General features: G+C 39.7%; 19 protein-coding genes. 14 read left to right on the top strand and 5 right to left on the bottom strand.

From position 1 onward, the window contains the following. Window positions 1–120 precede the first annotated feature (120 nt). The 3 genes from OXPF_RS12480 to OXPF_RS12470 are packed head-to-tail and all read left to right on the top strand — an operon-like array spanning window position 121 to window position 2,428. Window positions 121–726: a GDSL-type esterase/lipase family protein gene (locus OXPF_RS12480; protein WP_054875535.1), complete on the top strand. Its 606-nt coding sequence runs from the start codon at window positions 121–123 to the stop codon at window positions 724–726. An 11-nt stretch (window positions 727–737) separates the two neighbouring features. Further along, the gene (locus OXPF_RS12475) at window positions 738–2,144 is read left to right on the top strand and encodes an MBOAT family O-acyltransferase (protein WP_054875534.1); all 1,407 of its coding nucleotides are present in this window, start codon (window positions 738–740) and stop codon (window positions 2,142–2,144) included. 14 nt (window positions 2,145–2,158) lie between these two features. Continuing rightward, a complete protein-coding gene (locus OXPF_RS12470) occupies window positions 2,159–2,428 on the top strand; it encodes a DHHW family protein (protein ID WP_054875533.1) in 270 nt (89 codons plus the stop codon). A gap of 489 nt (window positions 2,429–2,917) precedes the next feature. Here OXPF_RS12470 and OXPF_RS12465 read toward each other — a convergent pair whose 3' ends face one another. Then, window positions 2,918–3,463 (bottom strand): MerR family transcriptional regulator, encoded by a 546-nt coding sequence (locus tag OXPF_RS12465; protein WP_054875532.1) that lies wholly within the window; start codon window positions 3,461–3,463, stop codon window positions 2,918–2,920. Window positions 3,464–3,716: 253 nt separating this feature from the next. Between OXPF_RS12465 and OXPF_RS12460 the strand changes: the two genes are divergently transcribed. From OXPF_RS12460 to OXPF_RS12445, 4 genes are read left to right on the top strand one after another with little or no spacing between them, the layout of a single operon-like run. Continuing rightward, on the top strand, window positions 3,717–4,313 hold the full coding sequence (locus tag OXPF_RS12460; protein ID WP_054875531.1) for a TetR/AcrR family transcriptional regulator: 597 nt from the start codon (window positions 3,717–3,719) through the stop codon (window positions 4,311–4,313). A 56-nt stretch (window positions 4,314–4,369) separates the two neighbouring features. Continuing rightward, window positions 4,370–7,045 carry a phosphoenolpyruvate synthase gene (gene ppsA, locus OXPF_RS12455; RefSeq protein WP_054875530.1) on the top strand — a complete coding sequence of 892 codons (2,676 nt, stop codon included), beginning with the start codon at window positions 4,370–4,372 and terminating at the stop codon, window positions 7,043–7,045. A 45-nt stretch (window positions 7,046–7,090) separates the two neighbouring features. Further along, window positions 7,091–7,789, top strand: a complete 699-nt coding sequence (locus OXPF_RS12450; RefSeq protein WP_242854399.1) for a S41 family peptidase — start codon at window positions 7,091–7,093, stop codon at window positions 7,787–7,789. Window positions 7,790–7,841: 52 nt separating this feature from the next. Beyond that, window positions 7,842–8,189 carry a cupin domain-containing protein gene (locus tag OXPF_RS12445; RefSeq protein ID WP_083479904.1) on the top strand — a complete coding sequence of 116 codons (348 nt, stop codon included), beginning with the start codon at window positions 7,842–7,844 and terminating at the stop codon, window positions 8,187–8,189. A gap of 46 nt (window positions 8,190–8,235) precedes the next feature. Here OXPF_RS12445 and OXPF_RS12440 read toward each other — a convergent pair whose 3' ends face one another. Then, window positions 8,236–8,928: a response regulator transcription factor gene (locus OXPF_RS12440; protein WP_054875528.1), complete on the bottom strand. Its 693-nt coding sequence runs from the start codon at window positions 8,926–8,928 to the stop codon at window positions 8,236–8,238. 86 nt (window positions 8,929–9,014) lie between these two features. On the opposite strand from OXPF_RS12440, the gene OXPF_RS12435 reads away from it, so the two are divergent. Beyond that, window positions 9,015–11,048, top strand: coding sequence for a sensor histidine kinase (locus OXPF_RS12435; RefSeq protein ID WP_054875527.1), 2,034 nt, complete (start codon window positions 9,015–9,017; stop codon window positions 11,046–11,048). A 226-nt stretch (window positions 11,049–11,274) separates the two neighbouring features. Continuing rightward, entirely contained in the window at window positions 11,275–12,102 is an 828-nt protein-coding gene (locus tag OXPF_RS12430; protein WP_054875526.1) for a hypothetical protein, read from the top strand. A gap of 121 nt (window positions 12,103–12,223) precedes the next feature. On the opposite strand, the gene megL is transcribed toward OXPF_RS12430, so the two are convergent. Together megL and OXPF_RS12420 are read right to left on the bottom strand one after the other, a co-directional pair. Continuing rightward, complete coding sequence (gene megL / locus OXPF_RS12425; RefSeq protein WP_054875525.1) at window positions 12,224–13,432, bottom strand: methionine gamma-lyase; 1,209 nt, start codon at window positions 13,430–13,432, stop codon at window positions 12,224–12,226. 354 nt (window positions 13,433–13,786) lie between these two features. Beyond that, complete coding sequence (locus OXPF_RS12420; RefSeq protein ID WP_054875524.1) at window positions 13,787–15,358, bottom strand: sigma 54-interacting transcriptional regulator; 1,572 nt, start codon at window positions 15,356–15,358, stop codon at window positions 13,787–13,789. 335 nt (window positions 15,359–15,693) lie between these two features. Here OXPF_RS12420 and OXPF_RS12415 point away from each other — a divergent pair, with 335 nt between their 5' ends. Next, the gene (locus OXPF_RS12415; RefSeq protein WP_054875523.1) at window positions 15,694–17,283 is read left to right on the top strand and encodes a hypothetical protein; all 1,590 of its coding nucleotides are present in this window, start codon (window positions 15,694–15,696) and stop codon (window positions 17,281–17,283) included. 35 nt (window positions 17,284–17,318) lie between these two features. Here the strand turns inward: OXPF_RS12415 and OXPF_RS12410 are convergent, their stop codons facing one another. After that, a complete protein-coding gene (locus OXPF_RS12410; protein ID WP_054875522.1) occupies window positions 17,319–18,131 on the bottom strand; it encodes a MerR family transcriptional regulator in 813 nt (270 codons plus the stop codon). 434 nt (window positions 18,132–18,565) lie between these two features. On the opposite strand from OXPF_RS12410, the gene OXPF_RS12405 reads away from it, so the two are divergent. The 4 genes from OXPF_RS12405 to OXPF_RS12395 all read left to right on the top strand — a co-directional run bounded on the left by OXPF_RS12405 (window position 18,566) and on the right by OXPF_RS12395 (window position 22,054). After that, the gene (locus OXPF_RS12405) at window positions 18,566–19,846 is read left to right on the top strand and encodes an MFS transporter (protein WP_054875521.1); all 1,281 of its coding nucleotides are present in this window, start codon (window positions 18,566–18,568) and stop codon (window positions 19,844–19,846) included. A 95-nt stretch (window positions 19,847–19,941) separates the two neighbouring features. Beyond that, entirely contained in the window at window positions 19,942–21,138 is a 1,197-nt protein-coding gene (locus OXPF_RS12400; RefSeq protein ID WP_054875520.1) for a uroporphyrinogen decarboxylase/cobalamine-independent methonine synthase family protein, read from the top strand. A 72-nt stretch (window positions 21,139–21,210) separates the two neighbouring features. Next, window positions 21,211–21,342, top strand: a complete 132-nt coding sequence (locus OXPF_RS23395) for a hypothetical protein (RefSeq protein WP_278308396.1) — start codon at window positions 21,211–21,213, stop codon at window positions 21,340–21,342. 73 nt (window positions 21,343–21,415) lie between these two features. After that, window positions 21,416–22,054, top strand: a complete 639-nt coding sequence (locus tag OXPF_RS12395; RefSeq protein WP_054875519.1) for a cobalamin B12-binding domain-containing protein — start codon at window positions 21,416–21,418, stop codon at window positions 22,052–22,054. The last annotated feature ends 372 nt before the right edge of the window (window positions 22,055–22,426 follow it).

Raw genomic sequence — 22,426 nt, 5'->3', positions numbered from 1 at the left:
CACGGCTTTTGTTGTGCGGAAAATTAAAATAAAAATAGTATCTGATTTTTATCTTATCTGCACTTGTTCTGCATTTTGCTGCTGTAATATCTGTGTATTAAATAAAGAAAGAGGTATTTTATGAAAAAAATAATGATTAGTTTCATGATAGGTATTCTTGTGACTGGTATGACTGCCTGCGTGGATATAAATGACGAGAAAGATGTTACAGCTGATTTTAAAAACAGTGTCTTCGTCGGAGATTCCATTACCGAGGGCTTTGCTGTTAATGAAATCCTTCCTCAGGAATGGGTAATAGCAGGGGCGGGAGCTACTGCCGGCTTTACCTATGACGATGTTGATGCCTTGGTTGAAAAGAATCCGGACAACGTCTTTATCATGCTAGGATCGGACGACCTGCTCATGCCTGTGGATGACCCTAAAGAATTGTTCAGGAAGGATTTAACAAAACTGATTAACAAGATAAAAGGGGATTTGCCCAATTGCAAAATATATATCCAATCTATAACTCCCGTAACACAGGAGGCGATAAAACAAGAACCCCGCTATGAAAGAATAGAGGAATATAACGAGCTTTTGAAGGAACTGTCGGGTAATTTAACAGTTAATTATGCTGACATAGGGTCATTGGCAGAGAAAACCCCCGGTTTGTTTGCCGAAGATGGCATTCATTTTAAGAAAGAGTTTTATCAGCTGTGGCTGGATAAGCTTTCTGAAATGTTATAGCGGAGGGGCGTATGGTTTTCAGCAGTCTGTTTTTTACATTTGCTTTTTTGCCGGTCATAGCAATTTTATATTATTTGTCAGGAAAGAATTTGAAAAATATTGTCATGCTTGCTGCAAGCCTGTTTTTCTATGCATGGGGAGAACCGGTCTATGTGTTATTGATGTGCGGTTCCATAATGATTAATTACTGTATAGGAACTCTCTTTGGAAGAGATGACACCGGCAGGCGGAAAAAGAAGATTTTTCTATTAATAAGCCTGGTTTTCAATTTAGGCTTCCTTATCTTTTTTAAATACTTCGGCATGATCATAAGTACAATATCATCGATCGGAAGTTGGAATTTTAATGCGGGAACACCTGTGCTTCCCGTAGGAATTTCGTTTTACACCTTTCAGATACTGTCTTATGCGATTGATGTTTACAGGAAAAAAATAAAGCCGCAGAAGAGCCTGACTCTTTTTGCCCTTTACATTTCTATGTTCCCGCAGCTGGTGGCAGGACCTATTGTGAACTATGCCGACATTGAATCACAGATGGTTGACAGGAGACACTCAATCAAAAAATTTTGCTCCGGGGTACGGCGCTTCCTGTGCGGTCTGGCAAAAAAGGTGCTTCTTGCAAATAATATAGGTTCACTGTGGGTTGAAGTAAAAGCCATGCCATATACAGAAATTTCAGTGTTCATGGCATGGGCGGGGATTATTGCTTTCACATTGCAGATTTATTTCGATTTCAGTGGTTATTCGGATATGGCTATCGGATTGGGAAAAATGTTTGGATTCCGTTTCAGGGAAAACTTCCGGTATCCATATACTTCTCTAAGTGTCTCGGAATTTTGGCGGAGGTGGCACATCTCCCTCGGATCATGGTTTAAGGAATATGTATATATTCCTCTTGGCGGGAGCCGTTCCGGTAAGATGAAACTGGTACGGAATATGGTCATCATATGGTTTCTTACAGGGTTGTGGCATGGCGCAAGCTGGAATTTTGTTTTGTGGGGGCTTTATTTTGGAGCTTTAATATTAATTGAAAAAATGTTCTTGCAGAAAAGCATGGCAAGATGGCCAAAGGCTGTCCGCCACATATACTTATTGCTATCTGTTATTATAGGTTGGGTGATTTTTGAATTTACCAATCTGACGGATATGGCGAGTTTTCTGCGGATAATGTTTGGAGCCGGGGGCAATGTGGCTTTCGATAACCAAGTAATTGCAAAGCTAAATATTTATGCATACCTTTATATTGCTTGCATGATTGCCGCTTCACCTTGGCCGAAGAAACTGGCATTATTATTTAAACGGAGCTATTTCAATATTTACAGAGCAGCAGCAAATGTGTACTATTGTGTACTGATGTTTTTTTCAACAGCCTATATGGTTGGTTCAACCTACAACCCTTTTATATATTTCCGGTTCTAACATGGAGGATTGATATGCGGATAAATAACCAAAAAAGCTCTTCCATTATACAGAATATAGCATGTATGCTTCCGGCTGTATTTATACTTGCTATGCTTGTATTTCATCTGGCCCTGCCGGATAAGACATTTTCGAAAGAGGAGAAGCGTTACTTGACACAATGGCCTGCTTTTCATATTGAAAAAGTATTAGATGGCAGTTATGAGACTAAATTTGAAGCATATTTTTCTGATCAGTTCCCTTTCCGAAATTTTTGGGTTAATATTCAGGAAGGTTTAAATTAGATTTTATTTAAAAAATGATTTATATTACTTCACTGAGGGCAGTAACTCTGCCAACGGCTGACTCAACTTGGGCGATAAATGTTTGTCTCATGGAGCAGTAAGTTTTTAATCTGCAGTTTTAAAAGATATTCCACGCCAAGATCCCACCAGTTTCAGAGGCATCTTTTTTGTATCCTCAAGGCGCGTGGAGCGTGTAGTTCTGATTACGAATAGTGGTTTGAAGGGCAAATGAACAAGTTGACCATTATATGTAGTGATTTTGGAACGGTAAAATTGGGACAAGAAGCACATTTCTTGTCCCAATTCTTTGATTAGTTGCTTGGATTCCAATCCTGGCCATAGTGGTTCAGACACGCACCTGTTCGCCACATAATACGCGACGTTAATTCTCTGAACCTCCACCCGTCGGCAGTACGTACTGCTACCCCTCGAAAACACCTCCGCAACGAAATGCGTTTGTTTATAGATTGATATCGTCCGCATGCCATGCTATTTTGAGATCATTTTCTGTAAAGCATGTTTTTGTGTCCCATCAGCGAGCGGCTGCATCTTTTTCAGAGATAGCTTTTTTTCTTCCGTAAGGCTATTGAGGAAAGCTCTTAACTTTTCGACCAGCTCTGGTGTCAAATAATTACCTTCATTCATTCGAATCAACTCCATTATTTTTAATAATTGGTCTGCACTTATATTTTGGTTAAATGACAGTAGTGTCTGTAGTTGTTCAAGCTCATGGCGCAGTTTTTCCTTTAACTTTATCTGTTCATTTATGATTTCAAGTTGAGCTTGAATTACGAGCATAGGATTATAATTAGGATTTTTAATAAAATTATAGATTTCCTCTAATGAAAGTCCCAATTGTTTTAGAGATAATATCTGCTGAAGTTTTGATACATCAGCCTTTGTGTAAAGCCTATGACCAGCTTCGGTAAATTCAGAGGGCACTAACAGACCTATTTGGTGGTAATGGTGCAGTGTTCTTACTGTTATTCCACACTGGCTTGCAAGCTCACCAATTTTCCAAGAGGTTTTTGACATCTTTTCACCTCGTTTCATACGATTTATTTGTCGACAAGTAAATTATATAACCTGACGTTACGTCGGTTGCAATAGGTTTTTTAATTATTTTGCCTTACTGATAAACATTGATACATATGAAAGCCAAAGGTATTGACAATGTGACTGCGTGGTCGTACAATAAACTTATGATATGACCACGTGGTCGCATACCGAGAAGTAAATTTCTTTATAAATAATATAACTGCCTATTTACTAAAGGAGGACGAAATTTATGCCCAAAAGTACTTTTTATAATTTGAGTGATGAAAAAAAAGGCCGAATATTCGACGCTGCCTTGCAGGAGTTCTCAATCCGGACTTTCAGCCAAGCATCCCTTAATCAGATCATCAAGAATGCAGGTATACCTAAGGGTAGTTTCTATCAATATTTTGATAATAAAGAAGACCTCTATCTCTATATGATAGAAGAAGTTTCAAAAGAGAAGACAGAAATACTCAGCCATATAAAAGGAATGGATCCGGATGCAGACGTTTTTGAAGTTATTAAGCTTAGAACCAGAGAATTCCTTGAACGAGGAGAAGTAAAACCGGGATATGTCGAGGCAGCGATGCTGATGGAGATAGATAACAGTGAATTTATTAAGAAAATCCGTAAAACATCCACTGACAGATATGTAAAAATGCTTGAGAGTGATAAAGAGCGCGGCCTCATCAAACCTGAAGTTGATTCTGAACTTGTTATAAATATGATTTCCACATTCAATTTAAATGAGTATTTCAGGAACGGGTCAGATAAGGAAAGGTATTTAAAGAACCTAGATGATGCTATCAAAATTATCAAGGAAGGAATTGCAGTGTCTAAGGATTGACAGATATGATTACCTGGCCGGTTTGACATTAAAAATAAATAGAAAGGGGAATATGTATGAATCCATATGTACTCAGGTTTAGGGAAATCGATAAAACCAAGCTTGCGCTGGTCGGGGGCAAAGGCGCCAACCTGGGGGAATTATCCGTACTAAATGGAATACAAGTACCAGAGGGCTTTTGCGTTACTACGGTCGCGTATAAAGAAATTATTGGGAATAACGAGGAGCTTAATTCACTGCTGGATCGGTTGTCTCTTCTAAAAGTAGACAATAGGGAAGGTATTGGTGAAATCAGCGCAAAAATCCGGAAGGTCATCGAAGGAATCGCTATTCCGAAAGACATCGATAATGAGATTATCCGTCAGCTTGAACAGCTTGGTGAAAAAAATGCCTATGCGGTACGTTCCAGCGCTACAGCGGAGGACCTTCCGACAGCCTCCTTTGCAGGACAGCAGGATACATATCTGAACATCATCGGAAAGGAAGCTATCTTGAGACACATCAGCAAGTGCTGGGCATCGCTGTTTACCGACCGTGCTGTGACCTACCGCATTCAGAATGGCTTCGATCACCGTAAGGTTCAGCTGTCTGTGGTCATCCAGCGGATGGTATTCCCGGAGGCTTCGGGGATCATGTTCACTGCCGACCCCATCACGGGAAGCAGGAGGGTTACATCCATCGATGCAAGCTTTGGGCTGGGTGAAGCTCTGGTCTCCGGCCTGGTAAACGCAGATAACTATAAGGTACGTGCTGACAGAATCTTTGATAGGAAGATATCCACTAAGAAGCTGGCTATCTATGCCTTAAAAGAAGGAGGAACAGAGGAGAGGAAGATCGAAGCCGAACATCAGAATATGCAGACGCTGACAGACGAACAGATATTACAGCTTGAGTGCATGGGCAGGACGATTGAGGCCTATTTCGGTCGTCCCCAGGATATCGAATGGTGTCTTGCCAGTGGACATTCCTCTGACCCGGAAGCCGGCCAGTTAGATGAGGTGTGTCCCCTTAACTTTTATGTCGTCCAGAGTCGTCCCATCACCACCCTATACCCCATACCGGACGTGCAGGATGGGAAAAACCATGTGTATATGTCTTTCAATCATCAGCAAATGATGACTGACGCCATGAAACCATTGGGGTTATCTTATTTTCAGCTAGGGTTTGGAGAAACTTCATTTACTAATATCGGCGGAAGATTGTACTTCGATTTGGCACACGATTTGGCTTCCCCCATGGGACGAAAAATAATACTCGCTACATTGGGTAAAATCGATCCTCTAGTGCTTAACCCGGTCAAGGATTTGATAAAACGGAAAGACTTTATAGAATCATTGGCACGCGATGGCAAAGGATTCTCCAGTTTGAGTAAAGGGTATTTTTCATTAGGGCTGCTCGTTCAGATTATAAAGATGCTCCGTAACAACGACGCGTCCGTCGTTCAGACTCTGATGTCCCGGAACGAGGAGTCTAACAGAGATCTGCAGCAAAAGATAGCAAAATTGTCCGGCGACGAACTGTTTGACTTTATTATAGAAGAGCAAAAGCAATTGAAAAAAGCAATGTATGATCCGCAAAGCATGGGAGTGGTTTACGCCGGAACATTAGCGTCTAGCTGGATCAATAAGAACATGGAAAAGTGGCTGGGCGAAAAAAACGCTGCAGATTCGCTTTCCAAATCGGTAGTCAACAACGTCACCTCCGAAATGGGGCTGGAACTGTTGGATGTGGCGGATGTCGTCCGGAAATATCCGTCGGTGATGGAGTATTTTAAGAATGCCAATGACGAAACTTTTTTTGAGGACCTGGCCAAGTTGGAAGGCGGCAATGCCGTCGGAAAATCCATACGGGTGTATCTTGGAAAATACGGCATGCGCTGCCCCGGTGAGATCGATATCACCAGGCCCCGATTCAGCGAACAGCCGACCGCCCTCGTTCCCATGATTCTCAGCAACATCAAAAACTTTGAGCCTGGTGCTCATAACGCTAGAACCGAACAGGGCCGGCTGGAAGCAAAACAGAAGGAACGGGATATCTTAAAGCGTTTAGAACAGTTGCCCGGCGGAAAACAAAAAGCCAAAAAGGCCAGAGAGAAGATCAGCGTTTTGCGCAATTTTGCCGGCTATCGAGAATACCCGAAATATATCATGGTCGGATATTACTGGATTATCAAGCAGGCCCTGCTGAAGGAGGCCGTTAAACTCGTGCAAAAGGGAGTTATCCGGGAGAAGGAGGATATCTATTATCTGTCTTTTGAGGAACTCCGGGAAGCCGTTCGTACAAACCGGCTGGATTACAGCATCATAAGGTCGCGAAAAGAGGAATACGAAACCTATGCGAAATTGACACCTCCTCGTATCATGACCTCTGAAGGCGAGGTTATGTCCGGCGAATACGACACCGGCAACATCCCAAAAGGCGCTTTGGCGGGTGTACCTGCTTCATCGGGAACCTATGAAGGCCGGGCACGGATCGTTTTGAGAATAGAGGATGCCGCCTTAGAGGAAGGCGATATCTTGGTCACAACATTTACCGACCCCAGTTGGACACCGGTTTTTGTATCCATTAAGGGCTTAGTGACGGAAGTGGGCGGAATGATGACCCACGGTTCCGTAGTTGCCAGAGAATACGGCCTGCCTGCGGTCGTGGGCGTGGAAAACGCTACCAAGCTGATTAAAGACGGCCAAAGAATTCGTTTAAATGGTTCTGAAGGGTATGTAGAAATACTATAGGCGCCGAGACGATATCTTAAAATCTCGGAAGAAAGGATGGAACAAATGATTGAACAAATGAAAGCTGACATCGCTGCTTTCAAGAAACAACTGAAGGACAAAGGAATGAAAGGATTGGTAATAGACCTTGATGAGACACTTTCATGGACAATCTATTATATGGCCGGCGAACTTGCAAAACTCTATGGAAATCCCCAGAATCTATCAGTAGAAGAATTATGTGAAAGAATGATTGCTCATGATGTTCCTTTTTGGAATATTGAAGAAATTCGAAAGTGGGGGCTACAAGCCCTGGAATCGGAAGCAATGGCGGAAGCATATCCGATTATTGAAGGCGCCGATAAAGCGGTTGAGAAAATAAATCATGTTATCCCTGTTGTAGGTTACCTTACTTTAAGGCAGACGTCAATCAGAAATGCTACAAAGAGATGGCTGAAGAAACATGCTTTTCCTGATGAACCGGTGATAACAAGGCCTAACAATTTAAAGCTTGAAGAAGGAATGAAATGGAAGGCAGATACATTAGCTTATCTCTATCCCCAAGTAATCGGTTTGATTGATGATACCCTTGATATTTTCAACTATTTACCAAGCAGTTATAAGGGAACCATTTTTCTGTATGGTCAGACAGATTACCCCAAAAGCGAGTTGAACATTATTCCCTGTAAAACTTGGGATGACGTTTACAAGAAAGTGGTAGGACACAAGGCCTCGCTTCAGCGAGCAGCAGGAAACCCTACTTAGAACTGGCATGGGAGGCATAATATTTTAGAGCGCAAGAAAGGACTGAGCTAATTTGGAGAAAAACCAGTTTACCATGAATATACCCAATGCGGAGAGCGTGAACCTGGAAAGTTTGGTGGAGTATCAAAGCGGACAGCTGGTTAGCCTAATCATTGCCCAATTACCCAACATCAACGTTATATTGTTTGCTATAGCCCAAGGGGCCCAGGGGGAAGCGGGTAACGCTCACAGCGCGACCGGAGACGCCCTGTTACAGATCTTGGACGGGACCGCAGAGATCACTATCGGTGAGAAAACCTTCTCTGTCAAAAAAGGGGAATCTGTGGTCATGCCAGCCAATGTACCGCATGCTTTGGAAGCAAAAGAACAGTTTAAGATGCTGCTGACCTACCTTTATTAAGTAATGAGAAACCCGGATAAATGGTTCATACCAATCCGGGTTTTCGTCACTCTGGATCTGGACAAAAAATATAACCTAAGTTTCTCACTGTTTTAATATATCGGGGCTTACTGCTATCTAGTTCTAACTTCTTTCGCAAATTGCTTATATGCACGGTAATCGTGCGAGTATCGCCATAGCTTGGTCTATGCCAGATATATTGATAGATTTCCTCCATGTCCAAAATTGTATTTGGATTATTCATCATGTAGTATAGTATTTCATACTCCGTAGGTGACAGGTAATGGCGCTGTCCATTGGCATCAATTGTATGTTCGTGTGTATCCAATATAAAATCTTCAACGCAGAGCAATCGTTCCCCCCGCGGCCTGCTCTGGTCAGTCCGGCGCAGATTAGCCTCTATATGGGCGATTAACAACTTATAGCTAAAAGGCTTAACAATATAGTCATCGCCACCCATTTTAAGTGCATGTATGATATTATCTTCGTCCGCAAGGCAGCTAATAAAAATGATAGGACAATAGATAGCTCTTCGCAATTGAGCACAAAGATTGATCCCATCCATACCTGGGAGCATGATATCGCAAAGAATAATATTGAAGATTTCCGTATCCACAAGCTGAAGTGCATCTTCGGCTGAGTGGGCGACAGTGACTTTATATTTATTTTCTTGTTCTAAGTAAAATTTGATAATTTCTTGCAAATCTAAATCATCTTCAATTAAAAGAATATTAATCATTGGATAACTCCTCGCAATACAGCCTTTATCACATCACCGGAATTTAGTGTATAATATTTCTATGGAAAAGTAAAGGGGAGTCTCTTATGAAGAAAAAGTATTGGGGTGGCATTCTGGTATTAATACTGCTCTGCCCGTTATCCATCTGGATTTTAGCGCAAATAAACAGCAATATGCCTGCTGTAATCGCCCATCAAGGCGTGGCCTATGTAGACGATTCAGTTATGTCTCAAGGCCTATCCATGCTAGGCGGACAGTGGGAACAATTTAATGGAGTACAGGATCCACAGGAGTTGGAAAGCTTTCAGCCTTTCTATGGTAAGCCGCTGCAGTACGCCGGAAGGCTAGCAGATACAACATTAAGGATAAGTATTACTATAGATACTAAAGAGCCACTTTATCTTTTATTTCCCCTGCCAGATGGCATGGATTTATATCTGAATGGTGTGGAAATGTATCCGGAAGGTATAACAACTCAGGATATGATACCGCTCCCCAATGGGCAGACCGAGCTTATTTTAAGCTACGAAGAAGGCAATAATTATCCCAGGTGGGATTTTCATGGCCCGCTCATTGGCACAGGTGCGCAGCTGGAACGGTTAATCCGTATTTGGATGGCCATGGATCTTTTTGCTATCGGCTTTTATTTGTGCCTGCTGATACACGTTATTGTTCTTTATCTCCAAAAACGAAGCGAAAAATACTTGCTTTCCATATCGGCCATGACAATCTGTCTATTAATCCACAACTTTTTCTCCAGTCGATTTTCCTCACTTAGTTATATATTTAACTTAGATATAAGCCGTCCTATCATTAGTTATTTGTTCTTGCCTCTCGAGCGACTGTTATATTTTGAGACATGCTGTCAACTGATTCCGAACATTCTTTCTAGAAAAGCACATAAGTCCATACGCTTTTTGTTGACTGGATATATATTTTTTTACGTTGCAGCTCAGATTTTTGTTTCATTTAAATTCCTTGGCGTTGTCACAGAGGCTCTGTCTATGATGATTTTCGGGGCACAAGGATGGCTGCTGTTCCAGGGATTTGGGAATAAGGTACGGGGGGCAGGTACGATTTTAACAGGCTATATACTGTACTTCTCAATAAGCATTATCTTCTTTCAAGGTATACGATATGGCATATTACCATTCGGCTCTGCAGACATTTTTGCCCACCCTCGTCAATATAGCGTTATGATATACTTATTAACCATATCAATCGTTATTCATGATCTTTTTGCATTAAAATTTAAAGAAGCAGAAGAGCTAACCGTCACGCTTAAACAATTTAATAACAACCTGGAAACTATGGTAGACGAAAAAACCCAGGAAATCCAAACATCCAATGAGAAACTAACGATAGCTTATCAAAAGCTAACCGATATGGATAAGAAAAAAGTCATTCTACTGGCAAATGTGTTCCATAACCTCAGGAGTCCTATTTCTGTATTAATAGGATTTTTAGACATGATGGAAGCCGCTTTGAAAAAAGATGCGGATAAAGCAGCAGAATTTATACCACGGATGCGGCAAAAATGCGAATACCTCGGCCGCCTCTCCGAGGAATTATTCTTGATTTCCAGATTGGAAGATGATAAGGTCGATTTTAATAAAAAATCTGAAGATCTCTCCATCGTTGTAGGCCAAACCATTAATAGCTTCCGAAATGCAATCGACAATATGAAAATCAATTTGACTTATACAAGCAAACCAGCCTTCTGCCATATAGATGTTTTCCGAATGCAGCAAGTGGTGGAAAATCTATTGGATAACGCGGTGAGGTATTGTAATCATGGAGGAGATATAACAATTTCAGTATCTCAGCCGGGGCAGCATGTTATTTTTTCTATTGCCAACACAGGCAAAGGAATAAACGAAGAAGAACAGAAACACATTTTTGAGAGGTATTATATGAATCGAATCGCCAATCAAAATCAGGGTTCGACTGGCCTTGGTTTATATTTATCGAACGAAATAGTATTGCGTCATCAAGGTGCTCTAACTGTAAAAAGTGTCCCAAACGAGCTTACAACCTTCACTGTTACTTTACCGGCAATCAACAGCCAGGCTTATTTGTCCGAAAAGCATATCATACCTCCTTCGTCCTGCATGCATTAAAAATGATTTAGTACTTGATAACTATACAAAGTATCCAATTAAGGGAGAGCAGCCGTGCTGCCGGCAAAGTCACATGCCGGCAGTTTTTTATACTTTAAAAGTTAAGGCCAAAGATAAGCAGAGATAAAAAGTAACCTTTGGGCTATCTTTGAAAACAAATTGAAATTTATGAATTATAATAATATTGTAAAATATTTAACAAACAATAATTGAGGAGGTTGTATTAATGAAGAAAATGAGGTTGTTTATTTTGGCAATCGTACTGATGGCAATATGCCTTGGAATTGCCGGTTGCTCGCAAGGAACAGCGCCTGCACCATCAGACAAGCCTACATCAACAGAGGCAAAAACGGTAGACAAGTATGCATACCACACTCACAACAACGGCTATTATACAGTTGAAGGGAAAGTAACTCTCCAAGGCGATAAAATTGTTGCTGCCCAGATTGATGAACTCAATTCCCCGATTTCCTGGGGGCAATTCAGTCAGAATAAAATCACCGATCAAGAGAAGGCTGCCCTGGGTGATGAGAACATTTTGACAGGATTGGCTCAACTCCATGGTGATCCTGCGGAAAACCAATTTGCTAAATACATCCAGGTGGGTGATGTGGTATTCACGGCAGTGTTAAAACCGGACGGTTTTGTCACTTATTCCGCAGAAGGAATAGACGATATAGTCAAATATTTTGATACCGATGAAGCGAATATAGGCTGGTATTTTGAGCAGATGCGGGCCGGAAACTATTGGATTCTGAAAAAATCCGGCGATAGCTTTGAGAAGGTTGACATAAGCAGATTTACGACCAAGGCGAATGGCAAGGATCCTCTGGCTAAGGGAGAAAGTCAGTCCAAGCGGTTATGTCAACACTGGGATAACTGGATGCCCAACATTAAAAAGACCGAAGATTTCTTCCTCAAGCACGGTGTCATAGAGGGCGAGATCAAACAGACAAGTGATGGCGCCTGGGCCGTTGCCGACACGGTATCGGGCGCAACGGCTACTGAGTTCCCGAATTACCTCGGCATATTGTATGATGCATACAAGAAATAGCTAAATTATAAGTCAATTGCAAATTAGGAATGCCCCCGGGGCATTCCTAATTTAGGTTTTACGCGTAGAGAGTTAAATAAAATATGAAAGATAAGAAAGCGGCCCAATCAAGGATGCTTGCTTAGACAGAAAATGTAATTAAATCCAGCGCTTGCTTTAGGTCTGCGATAATATCTTCGGCATTTTCGAGGCCTACAGCAAGCCTTATTAGGCCGTCGGTTATTCCGCTTGCCAGCCTCTCTTCCTTTGTATAAGGCGAATGGGTCATTGATGCCGGATGCTGGATGAGGGTTTCCGCATCTCCAAGGCTGACTGCCAGCGTGCATAATTTAACGCTGTTCATTATCTTTTTACCTTCTTCTACCCCGCCTCTTACTTCAAATGCAATAACGGCTCCCGGCAAGCTCATTTGTTTTTTTGCCAATTCATATTGCGGGAAGCTTTCAAGGCCGGGATAATATACTCTCTCGACTGCCGGATGGGATTCCAGGAATTTGGCGACTTCCATGGCATTTTTACAGTGTTTTTCCATCCTTATATCCAGTGTTTTAAGGCCTCTTATCATCAAATACGCGTCAAAGGGGCTAAGGCAGGAACCTGTCATGTCCTTTATTCCAAAGAGCCTTACCAGTTTTATATATTCCGCCGAGCCCACTACAAATCCGGATATAACGTCACCATGTCCGTTTAAAAATTTGGTGCCTGAATGTACCACCACATCGGCACCGAGCTCCAGCGGCCTTTGGGTATATGGAGTGCAGAAAGTATTGTCTACTAAAACCATGCAGCCTTCTTTTTCATGGGCAATTTTCGATACTGCTTCTATATCGGTAATTTGAAGAGTGGGATTGTCCGGTGTCTCTAAGTATACTATTTTTGTGTTGCTCTTCATGGCCTTTCGTACATTTTCAGGGTCCGTAATGTCTACGAATGTCACTTCTACACCGTATCTGGTCAATCCATGGTTCAAATATGCAAATGTACAGCCATAAAGCGTCTTTGCAGCCACCACATGATCTCCCGTCTTCAAAATCGTCCAGAATGCCGACGATATTGCACCCATCCCCGATGCGGTTGCTACTGCCGATTCTGCGCCCTCGAGTATAGCTATCTTTTCTTCAAGTACGGCATTTGTGGGATTTCCCACCCTTGTGTATATATATCCATCCTCTTCAAGGGCAAATCTTCTGGCTCCCTGAGCAGCAGAATCAAATATAAAAGTTGATGTCTGATGAATAGGCGTTGAAAGCGCCCCATATTGATCTTTCTTTTTTCCGCCATGTATGGCCTTTGTTGCAAAACCCATGTTTTTTAGTTGCTCCTTATTCATCCCATTTCCTCCTCAAATTATTAATACTATATAATTTAAAAGTAATTCGAAACGTAATCTTATTAATAATATTTGCAATAAATATGCCAAAAATGTTAAAGACAGCCGATAATTTTAAAAACAGCAAAGGTTAAAATATCCGTATGTATATAAAAAAGACAAGCTTTCCTTGTCTTTTCAATACATATAAATATTTTCTTTATTTTATAAAAATAAGAATTTAAGATACAAGTCGATGCTAACCATATCAATTTTATCTTTTGAGTATGATCTTTCTATAGCATACTTTGAATGGATGTAAAAATTCTGAACCATTATTCGTAAAATGGTGTAACGAATCCTTACCGATGGAAATTATTCTTTCCAGTTTATATCGTACTTTTTAATCTTATTTACTATTGTGGTATGAGAAACCCCCAGAAGCTTTGCCGCCTTTCTGATACTTGTGGTCTCATTCAGCGCTCTTATTATGGCTTCCTTTTCACTCTTTTCAACTATCTCAGAAAGCTTCAAGCTGTTTTCAGGTTTTATATCATTTAATATTTCCTTATGCATGTCTTCAAAATTTAAAATCAGGCAGCCGGTATTCAAAGTATTTCCCTGGCATAGATTCATGGACCTCTCAATTACATTTTGAAGCTCCCTGACGTTCCCCGGCCAATCATATTCCATGAGCTTGTTTGTAAAGTCAAGGTCAGCTCCCTTTATTTTTTTGTTGGTCCTTTTATTCAGCCTATCTATGAAAAATCTTACAAGAAGAGGAATATCTTCAACTCTTTCCCTGAGGGGGGGGATATAAATGGGTATTACGTTTAACCTGTAATATAAATCCTCACGGAATGCCTGGTCCTTTATCATCTTCTCCAGATTTCTGTTTGTTGCGGCAATAATCCTTACATCCACTTTTTCTTCTTTGTTGCTACCTATTTTCCTTATGACGCCTTCCTGGAGGACCCTCAAGAGTTTGGCTTGCAGTGCCAGTGAAAGCTCGCCTATTTCATCCAGAAACAAAGTACCATTGTTTGCTTCCTTAAATAATCCTTCCCTGCCATTGCTCGAAGCCCCCGTAAAGCTTCCTTTTTCATATCCGAAGAGCTCGCTTTCCAGAAGATTTTCAGGGAGTGCTGCGCAGTTTATAGTGATAAATCTGTTGTTTTTTCTATTGCTGAGATTTTGCAAAGCTTTCGCAAACAATTCTTTGCCGGTGCCGCTTTCTCCGCGGAAGAGCACTGTAGAATCACTTTTAGCAACGGCATTTACAACCTTTTTTACTCTGTCAATCAAATCACTGTTTCCGATAATATCCTTAAATGCAGTTTCCTCAACGGAGGAAACTGCCGCTACAAGCTCTATGGCTTTGCCGATGTCCTTTATAGATGCAACTGCACCTAAAATCCTGTTCTTATCATCTTTCACCGCTCTTCCTGTGGTCAGGTAATGGCTTTCTCCTCTTTCGTTTTTAACTCTGTATTCAATATTGTCATATTCTCTGCCATTTTTTATAAGGCCTGCCACAGGGGCATTTTCACCTGTGAGCTTCCTTATATCGGTTCCTATCACCTCATCCTTTTTATAGTGGAATACATTTTCGCAATAGCTGTTGAATATTTCTATACTAAAATTTTTATCGACTGCAATTATGCCCTCATCAACAGAATCCATTATTGCATGAAGCCTTCTTTCGCTTTGTTCATGAGGCAAAAGCTCCATATCATTAATTCTTTCTATATCCTCAATCTCATAGAGCTTTGTTTTTAATGATTCTTTTTTTTCTTCTTCTATAGACTCCATTTTAATACATGCCCTTTTGGGGAACACTTCCACGGAAATAAGGTTTATATTGAACTTGTAAATGGTGCTCAATATCTCTGCAGTTATCCCCACTCTATCCTTGGCGATGACTTCTACCCTAACATAATCTTCCATTCAAATCACCTGCAAATTCATACTGTGACATAAGCCAGCAATTTATGTAAAAAACTGCCTACAATAATTTTAGCGTTAATATCTGACGTAGTCAAAAGAAGAAATAAGAAGTCCCAAGAGCAATGAAGAAATAAATACCCGGCTGCATAATTACATCGCCGCAAGATGAAGAGTAGATTTTCAGAATTTGAAGATCATATAAAAAGCACCTGGCTTTATACAATAAAAAAAGATGTAAATACTATTGTAGAAGGGGCTTATAATAATTTGATTAGGTGCAGTGATTGATGTTTAACATGATTAATAGCCGCTAAGCCTAAGAAAAGGGTGATAACTTGAAGAGAAATAGAAAAATAGCTTTAATTCCAATTATAATCACAGCAATTGCCGGGGTAATATTATATTATCTTGCCTTGCCTGCCTTAAGTTTTAAATCAGCCGGGTTTTGGTGGTATGTAATTATACTGCTTTCGTTATTTGAAGCATTGTTAATCATAGCCGGTATTTCAGGCTTCGATAATAATAAAACTATTGTGACTGCAGGAGGCTTTGCTTTAGGTCTATCCTTATTGATTTTTGTCATCATGAGCTTTGCAAGCAGCAGGTTATTTAATTCATCGGATTATGCCAATTTGATGAGGGATAATATAAGAGAGGTTGATTTTTCAACCTATCAGGCAACCTTAGGCAACGTTCCTTTGCTTGACAGGGATTCTGCTATCCAAATTAGCAACAGGGAGCTTGGCAGTCTTATTGATGTAGTATCCCAGTTTGAGCTTGGACAAAATGTGCAGATAACCTTAAAGGGGAAATCAGTGCGCGTATCGCCTTTATACTATGGAAGTTTTTTTAAGTGGAATAATAATAAAAATGCCGGAACGCCGGGATATATAAAAGTAGATATGATGACCCAGGAAGCAGAACTGGTCAGGCTGGAGGAGGGGATAAAATATAGTCCAAGTGAGTTTTTCGGCAGAGACTTGAAAAGATATTTAAGGATAAGGTATCCTTCAGCTGTTTTTAATTGCTATAATTTTGAAATTGATGAGTCAGGAAACCCTTTCTGGATAGTTGCTGTTGAAAAGCATACAATAGGCCTGTTTGGAGGTGTAGATATAGATTATGTTCTCCTGGTTAATGCCGTAACGGGAGAAATCAGTAAATATTCGATTAAAGAGATACCCGATTGGGTAGATAATGTCTACAGTTCAGATTTGATCATTTCGCAATACGATGATTATGGAAGCCTGCAAAACGGATACTGGAACTCAGTATTAGGACAAAAGGGAGTTAAAGTAACAACAGACGGTTACAACTATATTCCACAGAGCAATGACAGCTGGATATATACCGGGGTGACTTCTGCCGGGAGGGATGAAAGCAATATCGGTTTTATACTCTCCAATAAGAGAACGAAGGAAACCATTTATTATCCCATCTCCGGAGCAGAAGAATACTCTGCTATGAGCAGTGCAGAGGGTATGGTTCAACATTTGGGCTATAAGGCAACATTTCCGTTGCTATTGAAGATCGAAGGCCAGCCTACTTATATGATGGCCTTAAAGGATGATGGAGGTTTGGTTAAAATGTATGGGATGGTGAATGTTCAAAAGTATCAAATTGTCGCCACCGGCGACACAATACAAAGCACCCAGCAAAAATACAGGGAGCTTTTAAAAAATAACAGCATGGATGTATCAGAAACCGAAACCGAGCGCATAACCGGAATAATAGAAGCCATCAAGACAGCTGCAATAGATGGGACGACTTACTACTATATCAAGCTGAGATCATATGATGATTATTTCATGTTAAATATAAAAGATAATCAGCTTGCAGTTTTAAAAGAGGTTGGAGATACTATAGCTTTGGATGTTGATAAGGTAAATACTGGAAAAATTAAAAATGCGCTGATGATAGAGTAAGAAGATGGTTTAAACCCCTTGAATTTCATATTATATTACTTCTGAATAGGTATCATCAGTTCGAAAAAACGGTGATATTTTCCGCTTTCATGGGTACGTACCAACAATTCCCCAAGAATGTCGCCGGAGATTTTGTAACCTTTACTCTCCGTATATGATATGGCCGGCTCCAATAGCTGCACAGATAATTCACCCTTTTCTCCGGCATTAACAATCGTAGTAATATATACCTGTTCCGGTAGAATTTTTACATATTCATTTATTGCTAATTTAAATATTTCTGCATATTTTTTTTCTATTGTGAGTGACCATTTCTCACGATTCAAATAATTATAAAAGTCATGGATTGAGGTATGTTTACAAGCAGTAACAAATGGATAGTATTGAAGCCATTGCGAGAATAGGGGGTTGGACAAATCAAAGTCATTATAACTATCGCCATCGCTTTCCACGCAATAAAGATAGTATCTCTCCGGCAATTTTTGTATCCAATAATTGCCTTGATTAAGCGTGATTGTCTCAAGTTTTTTTATTAACTCTTCTAATTTTTCAGCTAAAAGTGTATCATGGCTAATCTTTTCACGAATCTCAAGATCCTTTTCGTTTATCTTATCAAGGATATACTGCAAGGAACCATTATTAATTACCTGGGCAATTTCTTCTAATGACAGGTTGAAACTCTTATACTTCATGCATTGCATCAGATAAAATATATCCCATGTTTCATAAACTCGATATTTACTATTTTCCAGGCGATATGGGCGTATGATATTTTTTGTCTCATAATAACGGATGGTCTCCACTGGCATATTTAACAATTTTGATACATCACCTATTTTATAACCCATGATTGGACCTCCTTTTAAAGTCTATAGTATATACAGAGTATGCCTTTAAAATCCGGTCATTCGAATATTTGTTGAGATTATTATATATTATGAGATTATGGATGTCCATAAAATACAACGGATAACTATAAAATACAATAAAGCCATCCGAATATGCTTATCAGAGTAATTCTTTAATAATTGCCCTTTCCTGGTGAAAAAGTTTTCGAAGCAAATACTTAGATTTATAAATGCAATTTTCTTAAAAAAGTTTTTTGTTGACCCTGAAGTAATTACAGCATTTACAATATTAGATGTAAATAATTGCTGGATAAATAATTACAGGAAGGGTGAAGAAATATGGTTGTGAAAATCAAAAATTATTACCAATTTGAAGAAACATAATTTGCTCATAATTTAAAAGTTAAAAATAAGATGAATGGAGGTAATAATTTATGTCCGAAAATAGTAGGACAAGCAAATTTCATAAGGCATGGCTGATGATGGCTGTAGGTTGTTTGTGTATGGCTTTGCTGACTATGATGGGCGGAATGGCATCTTTTTTAATACAGCCTATAACTTCGGAGTTAGGATTTCAACGCGGAGCATTTACGCTATATATAGGAATACAGGGTATAATCAGCGGATTTACCATGCCAATATGGGGGAAATATCTTCCTAAGATAGGAATTAAGCCTATGGTAAGTATCAGCAGCGTTGTTTGCGGAATTGCAATGGCTCTCTACAGTCAGTGCACAACGCTTACCGGTTTCTACATAATTGCTGTATTCGTTGGCGGATTTTTGCCTGGTTGCACAATATTACCTGCTTCAGTTGTCGTCAATAATTGGTTTGTAAAAAGGAAAGGATTTGCCTTGGGAATAACAATGGGGTTTGGAAGTATAGCCGCTGCAATTATGAATCCAATCATTGCATCTATTACTCCTACATTAGGGTGGCAAAAGATATATCTGATCCTGGGAACCACCATATTAATTGTAGGAATTTTAATTACCCTATTTATACAGGACCATCCATCCAAAGCCGGCTTAAGTCCATATGGAGCTGAAGAAATCGGCAGTACACAAACTAAGCCACAAGAGGTATTAACAGGAGTTACATATAAAAATGCTATAAAATCAATTCCATTCTGGCTGGTCACTATTGGAATAGTATTAGGCATGATAGGTATAACGGGAGTAAATGCACATATACCTGCATTTTTATCGGGGATAGGCCTAGCAGCTTCTGCAGGATTTCTTATGTCAGTATTTTCATTGTCAGGTTTCGGTGCCAGAATCCTGGTCGGCTCACTAAATGATTATTTTGGAATTCGTGTAGCGACTATTGCAACCCTAACTATAGCTTCTATAGGTTTGGTTATGTTTACGTTTATTAAAGGCTTTCCATTTGCCGCCGCAGCATTGATTGTATTTTCCGTAGGAGTACCTATTAATACGCTCATACCGCCATTAATGGTAACGGAAATATTCGGTAAAAAATACTTCAGTGAAATCTACTCTTTGATTGGCGGTATAAGTAATCTTGCCTTTGGGTTTGCTGCGCCTTTTTATGGTTTCGGATTCGATTTAACCGGAGCATATACCATACCTATGTATTTAGGTGCAGCGATGTGTATCGCAACAATGTTTCTAATGTTAACGGCTGTTAAACTTGGGAGTAAATTGCGCAAATCAGACGAATCACCGGAGCCGTCTGCAAATAGTATTGGCTAAGATATAAATTTCAGAAAGCGTACAAAAGAAACTTGTAATTGTACGGGGTTGGTTGTAACCATCGTTTATGAAAATCATAAAAAGGAGTTGTTTATATGGATATTACAACAAACAGGAGGGTTCGGGAGCAAAGCATCCCAAAATCAGAACTTTTAAAAGAGCGGGAAGAAAATTTACTTAAAACAGTAAGAAGGGAAAAGCATGACTATATTCCCACTTTGGCTCATTCAGGCGCAGCTCTTGTACATTACGCAGGAAAAACACTAAGAGAAGTTCAGGAAGACATAGATAAATGCACGGATGCTTTTTTAAAAGCATTTGACGATCTTTATTGTGATTGTTCCATAGCTCTTAGAGTTAACTACTCGATACACAGCAGAGCTTCTCTTGGAGAAAATACCCAGAATTATCTCGGCCCTGACGGTGTTACCATTGAACATGTACAGAAATCTTTTATGAAGGAAGATGAATATCCTCTGCTTATTAAAGATGCAAACAAATTCGTGAAAGATGTTATGGTAAAGCGCAAGTATCCTTTTCTTTATGTAGGGGATTCAAAAAAAGCAGTGAAAGCAATCCAAACTTTAGTTGATGATAGTATCTACAGCAATATTATTTTAGGTCCTCATATGGCAGCTGCACTTAGAGAAAAATATGCTGTTACAACTATGAATCTGGGCTATCTTTTTCAAAATCCCCTTGATTCGATTTTTGACCATTTTAGAGGTTTTCAGGGCTGCCTTATAGATTTAAGGCGCCGTAAGGGTGAGGTCAAAGAGGCCTGCGATCATCTCTGGCAGACAAATAGCAACCGTTTAGAGAAAATAGATCGCACCTATCCATTTGTAACAAATTGGCCCCACATTCCTACCTATTTAAGCCCAAAGCAATTTGAAGAGCTCTACTGGCCATATACCAAGATGGCTATTGAGAATTGTAAAAAGAGCGGTCAAATTTTCTATTTCAGCGCTGAAGGAAGCTGGCTTAAGTTTATGGATTATTTCAGGGATATTCCAAAAGATAGTGTTATTATACACTGCGATAATGACGATACAATTGAAATGTCCAAAAAAATAGGTGACTGGCAGATAATTGCCGGCGGCTGTAATTTAGCAAGGCTGAGAACGTGTTCAAAGCAGGTAAATATTGATTATGCCAAACGTGTTATTGACGAGTGTGCTCATACAAATGCGTTTATATTTACGGCAGACAGGACATGGGTATGCCCGGGAGATATAAATCAAAATCTCCTTGATGTGTATGAGTATGTATACGAAAACGGAAAATATTAAGAACTATCAACCATGAATTATCAAAAGGAAAACCTATCTGTAACAAAATTTTAGAAAGGGGTGTATGATTGCATGGAAGAAAGAACATTTGATGAACTCATTGAGCTGGTTCGCAGCGATGAATCATGGAAACTTCCTGAAGGATTGGAAGGTTTAAAAGATTCTATGCTAAGCTCCATCCACTGGCAATTATTAACTCAATAAATACAGTGTTTGATTAATGGACAAGGTGTTTATTATACGTGCCATAAAAATAATATATTAGGAGGAAATTGTTTTGGTAGATTTAAAAGTATTAACGGCGTCAGTTGGAGAACTGGACGAAGATAAAGTACTTGAAATATTAAATGGTTTCGTGGCATCAAACCTATCGGAAGAAGAAGCACAAAAGGTTGTGGCAGCCTGCCAGAGCGGTATGTCAGTTGTAGGTGACCTTTATGAAAAAGGCGAATACTTTGTAGGCGATTTGATTTTTGCAGGAGAGCTTTTAACAAGCGCAATCAATGTTTTGAAACCTGTTTTAGGCAGTGACAGCAGTACAAGCATAGGTTCCATAGTACTTGGAACAGTCGCCGGCGATTTGCACGATATAGGAAAAAACATATTCAAGAGCATGGCTGAAGCAGCAGGTTTTGCAGTATATGACCTCGGTATCGATCAGCCGGCAAGTGCATTTGTAGAAAAAATTAAGGAAGTAAAACCTATAGTGGTTGGAATGAGCGGTGTATTGACACTGGCGCTGGAAGCTATGAAAGAAACCGTAGATGCACTGAAAGAAGCAGGTTTAAGAGACAGCGTGAAAGTAATTATAGGAGGAAACCCTGTGACAAAAGAAGCCTGCGAGCAGATAGGCGCAGATGCCTTCACAACTAACGCTGCAGAAGGCGTAAAGATATGCCAGGGCTGGGTTAAATAGCTTGTTAATGTAAAAAAGTCACCATAATAATCATTATATAGATTCCGAATAAAGCTGCTGGTATGTATCGGCAGCTTTATTAATTCACAAGCATATATAGTATAATTTATGATATATATCTAAATATCGTACAATAATACATGTTAATGCTACTTTTCCTTCCTCCCGCCTTTTTTTCCTTTGATTTCCTTTACATTCATATATTCCATGGGACCCTTTCTCAAGACGTATTTAAATGATTGTATTCTGTGCTTTGCTCATCTATTTTATGGTATCAAACTAAGAATATGTAGAATGTTTTGTAAAAAGTAACGAAAATTTTGTATAAATTTTTGTTTTTCTGACGATGAAACATTTTGTAAATGTATATAT

This window comes from Oxobacter pfennigii (assembly GCF_001317355.1).
Classification (GTDB): domain Bacteria; phylum Bacillota; class Clostridia; order Clostridiales; family Oxobacteraceae; genus Oxobacter; species Oxobacter pfennigii.
This window is presented reverse-complemented; position numbering and strand designations above follow the sequence as displayed.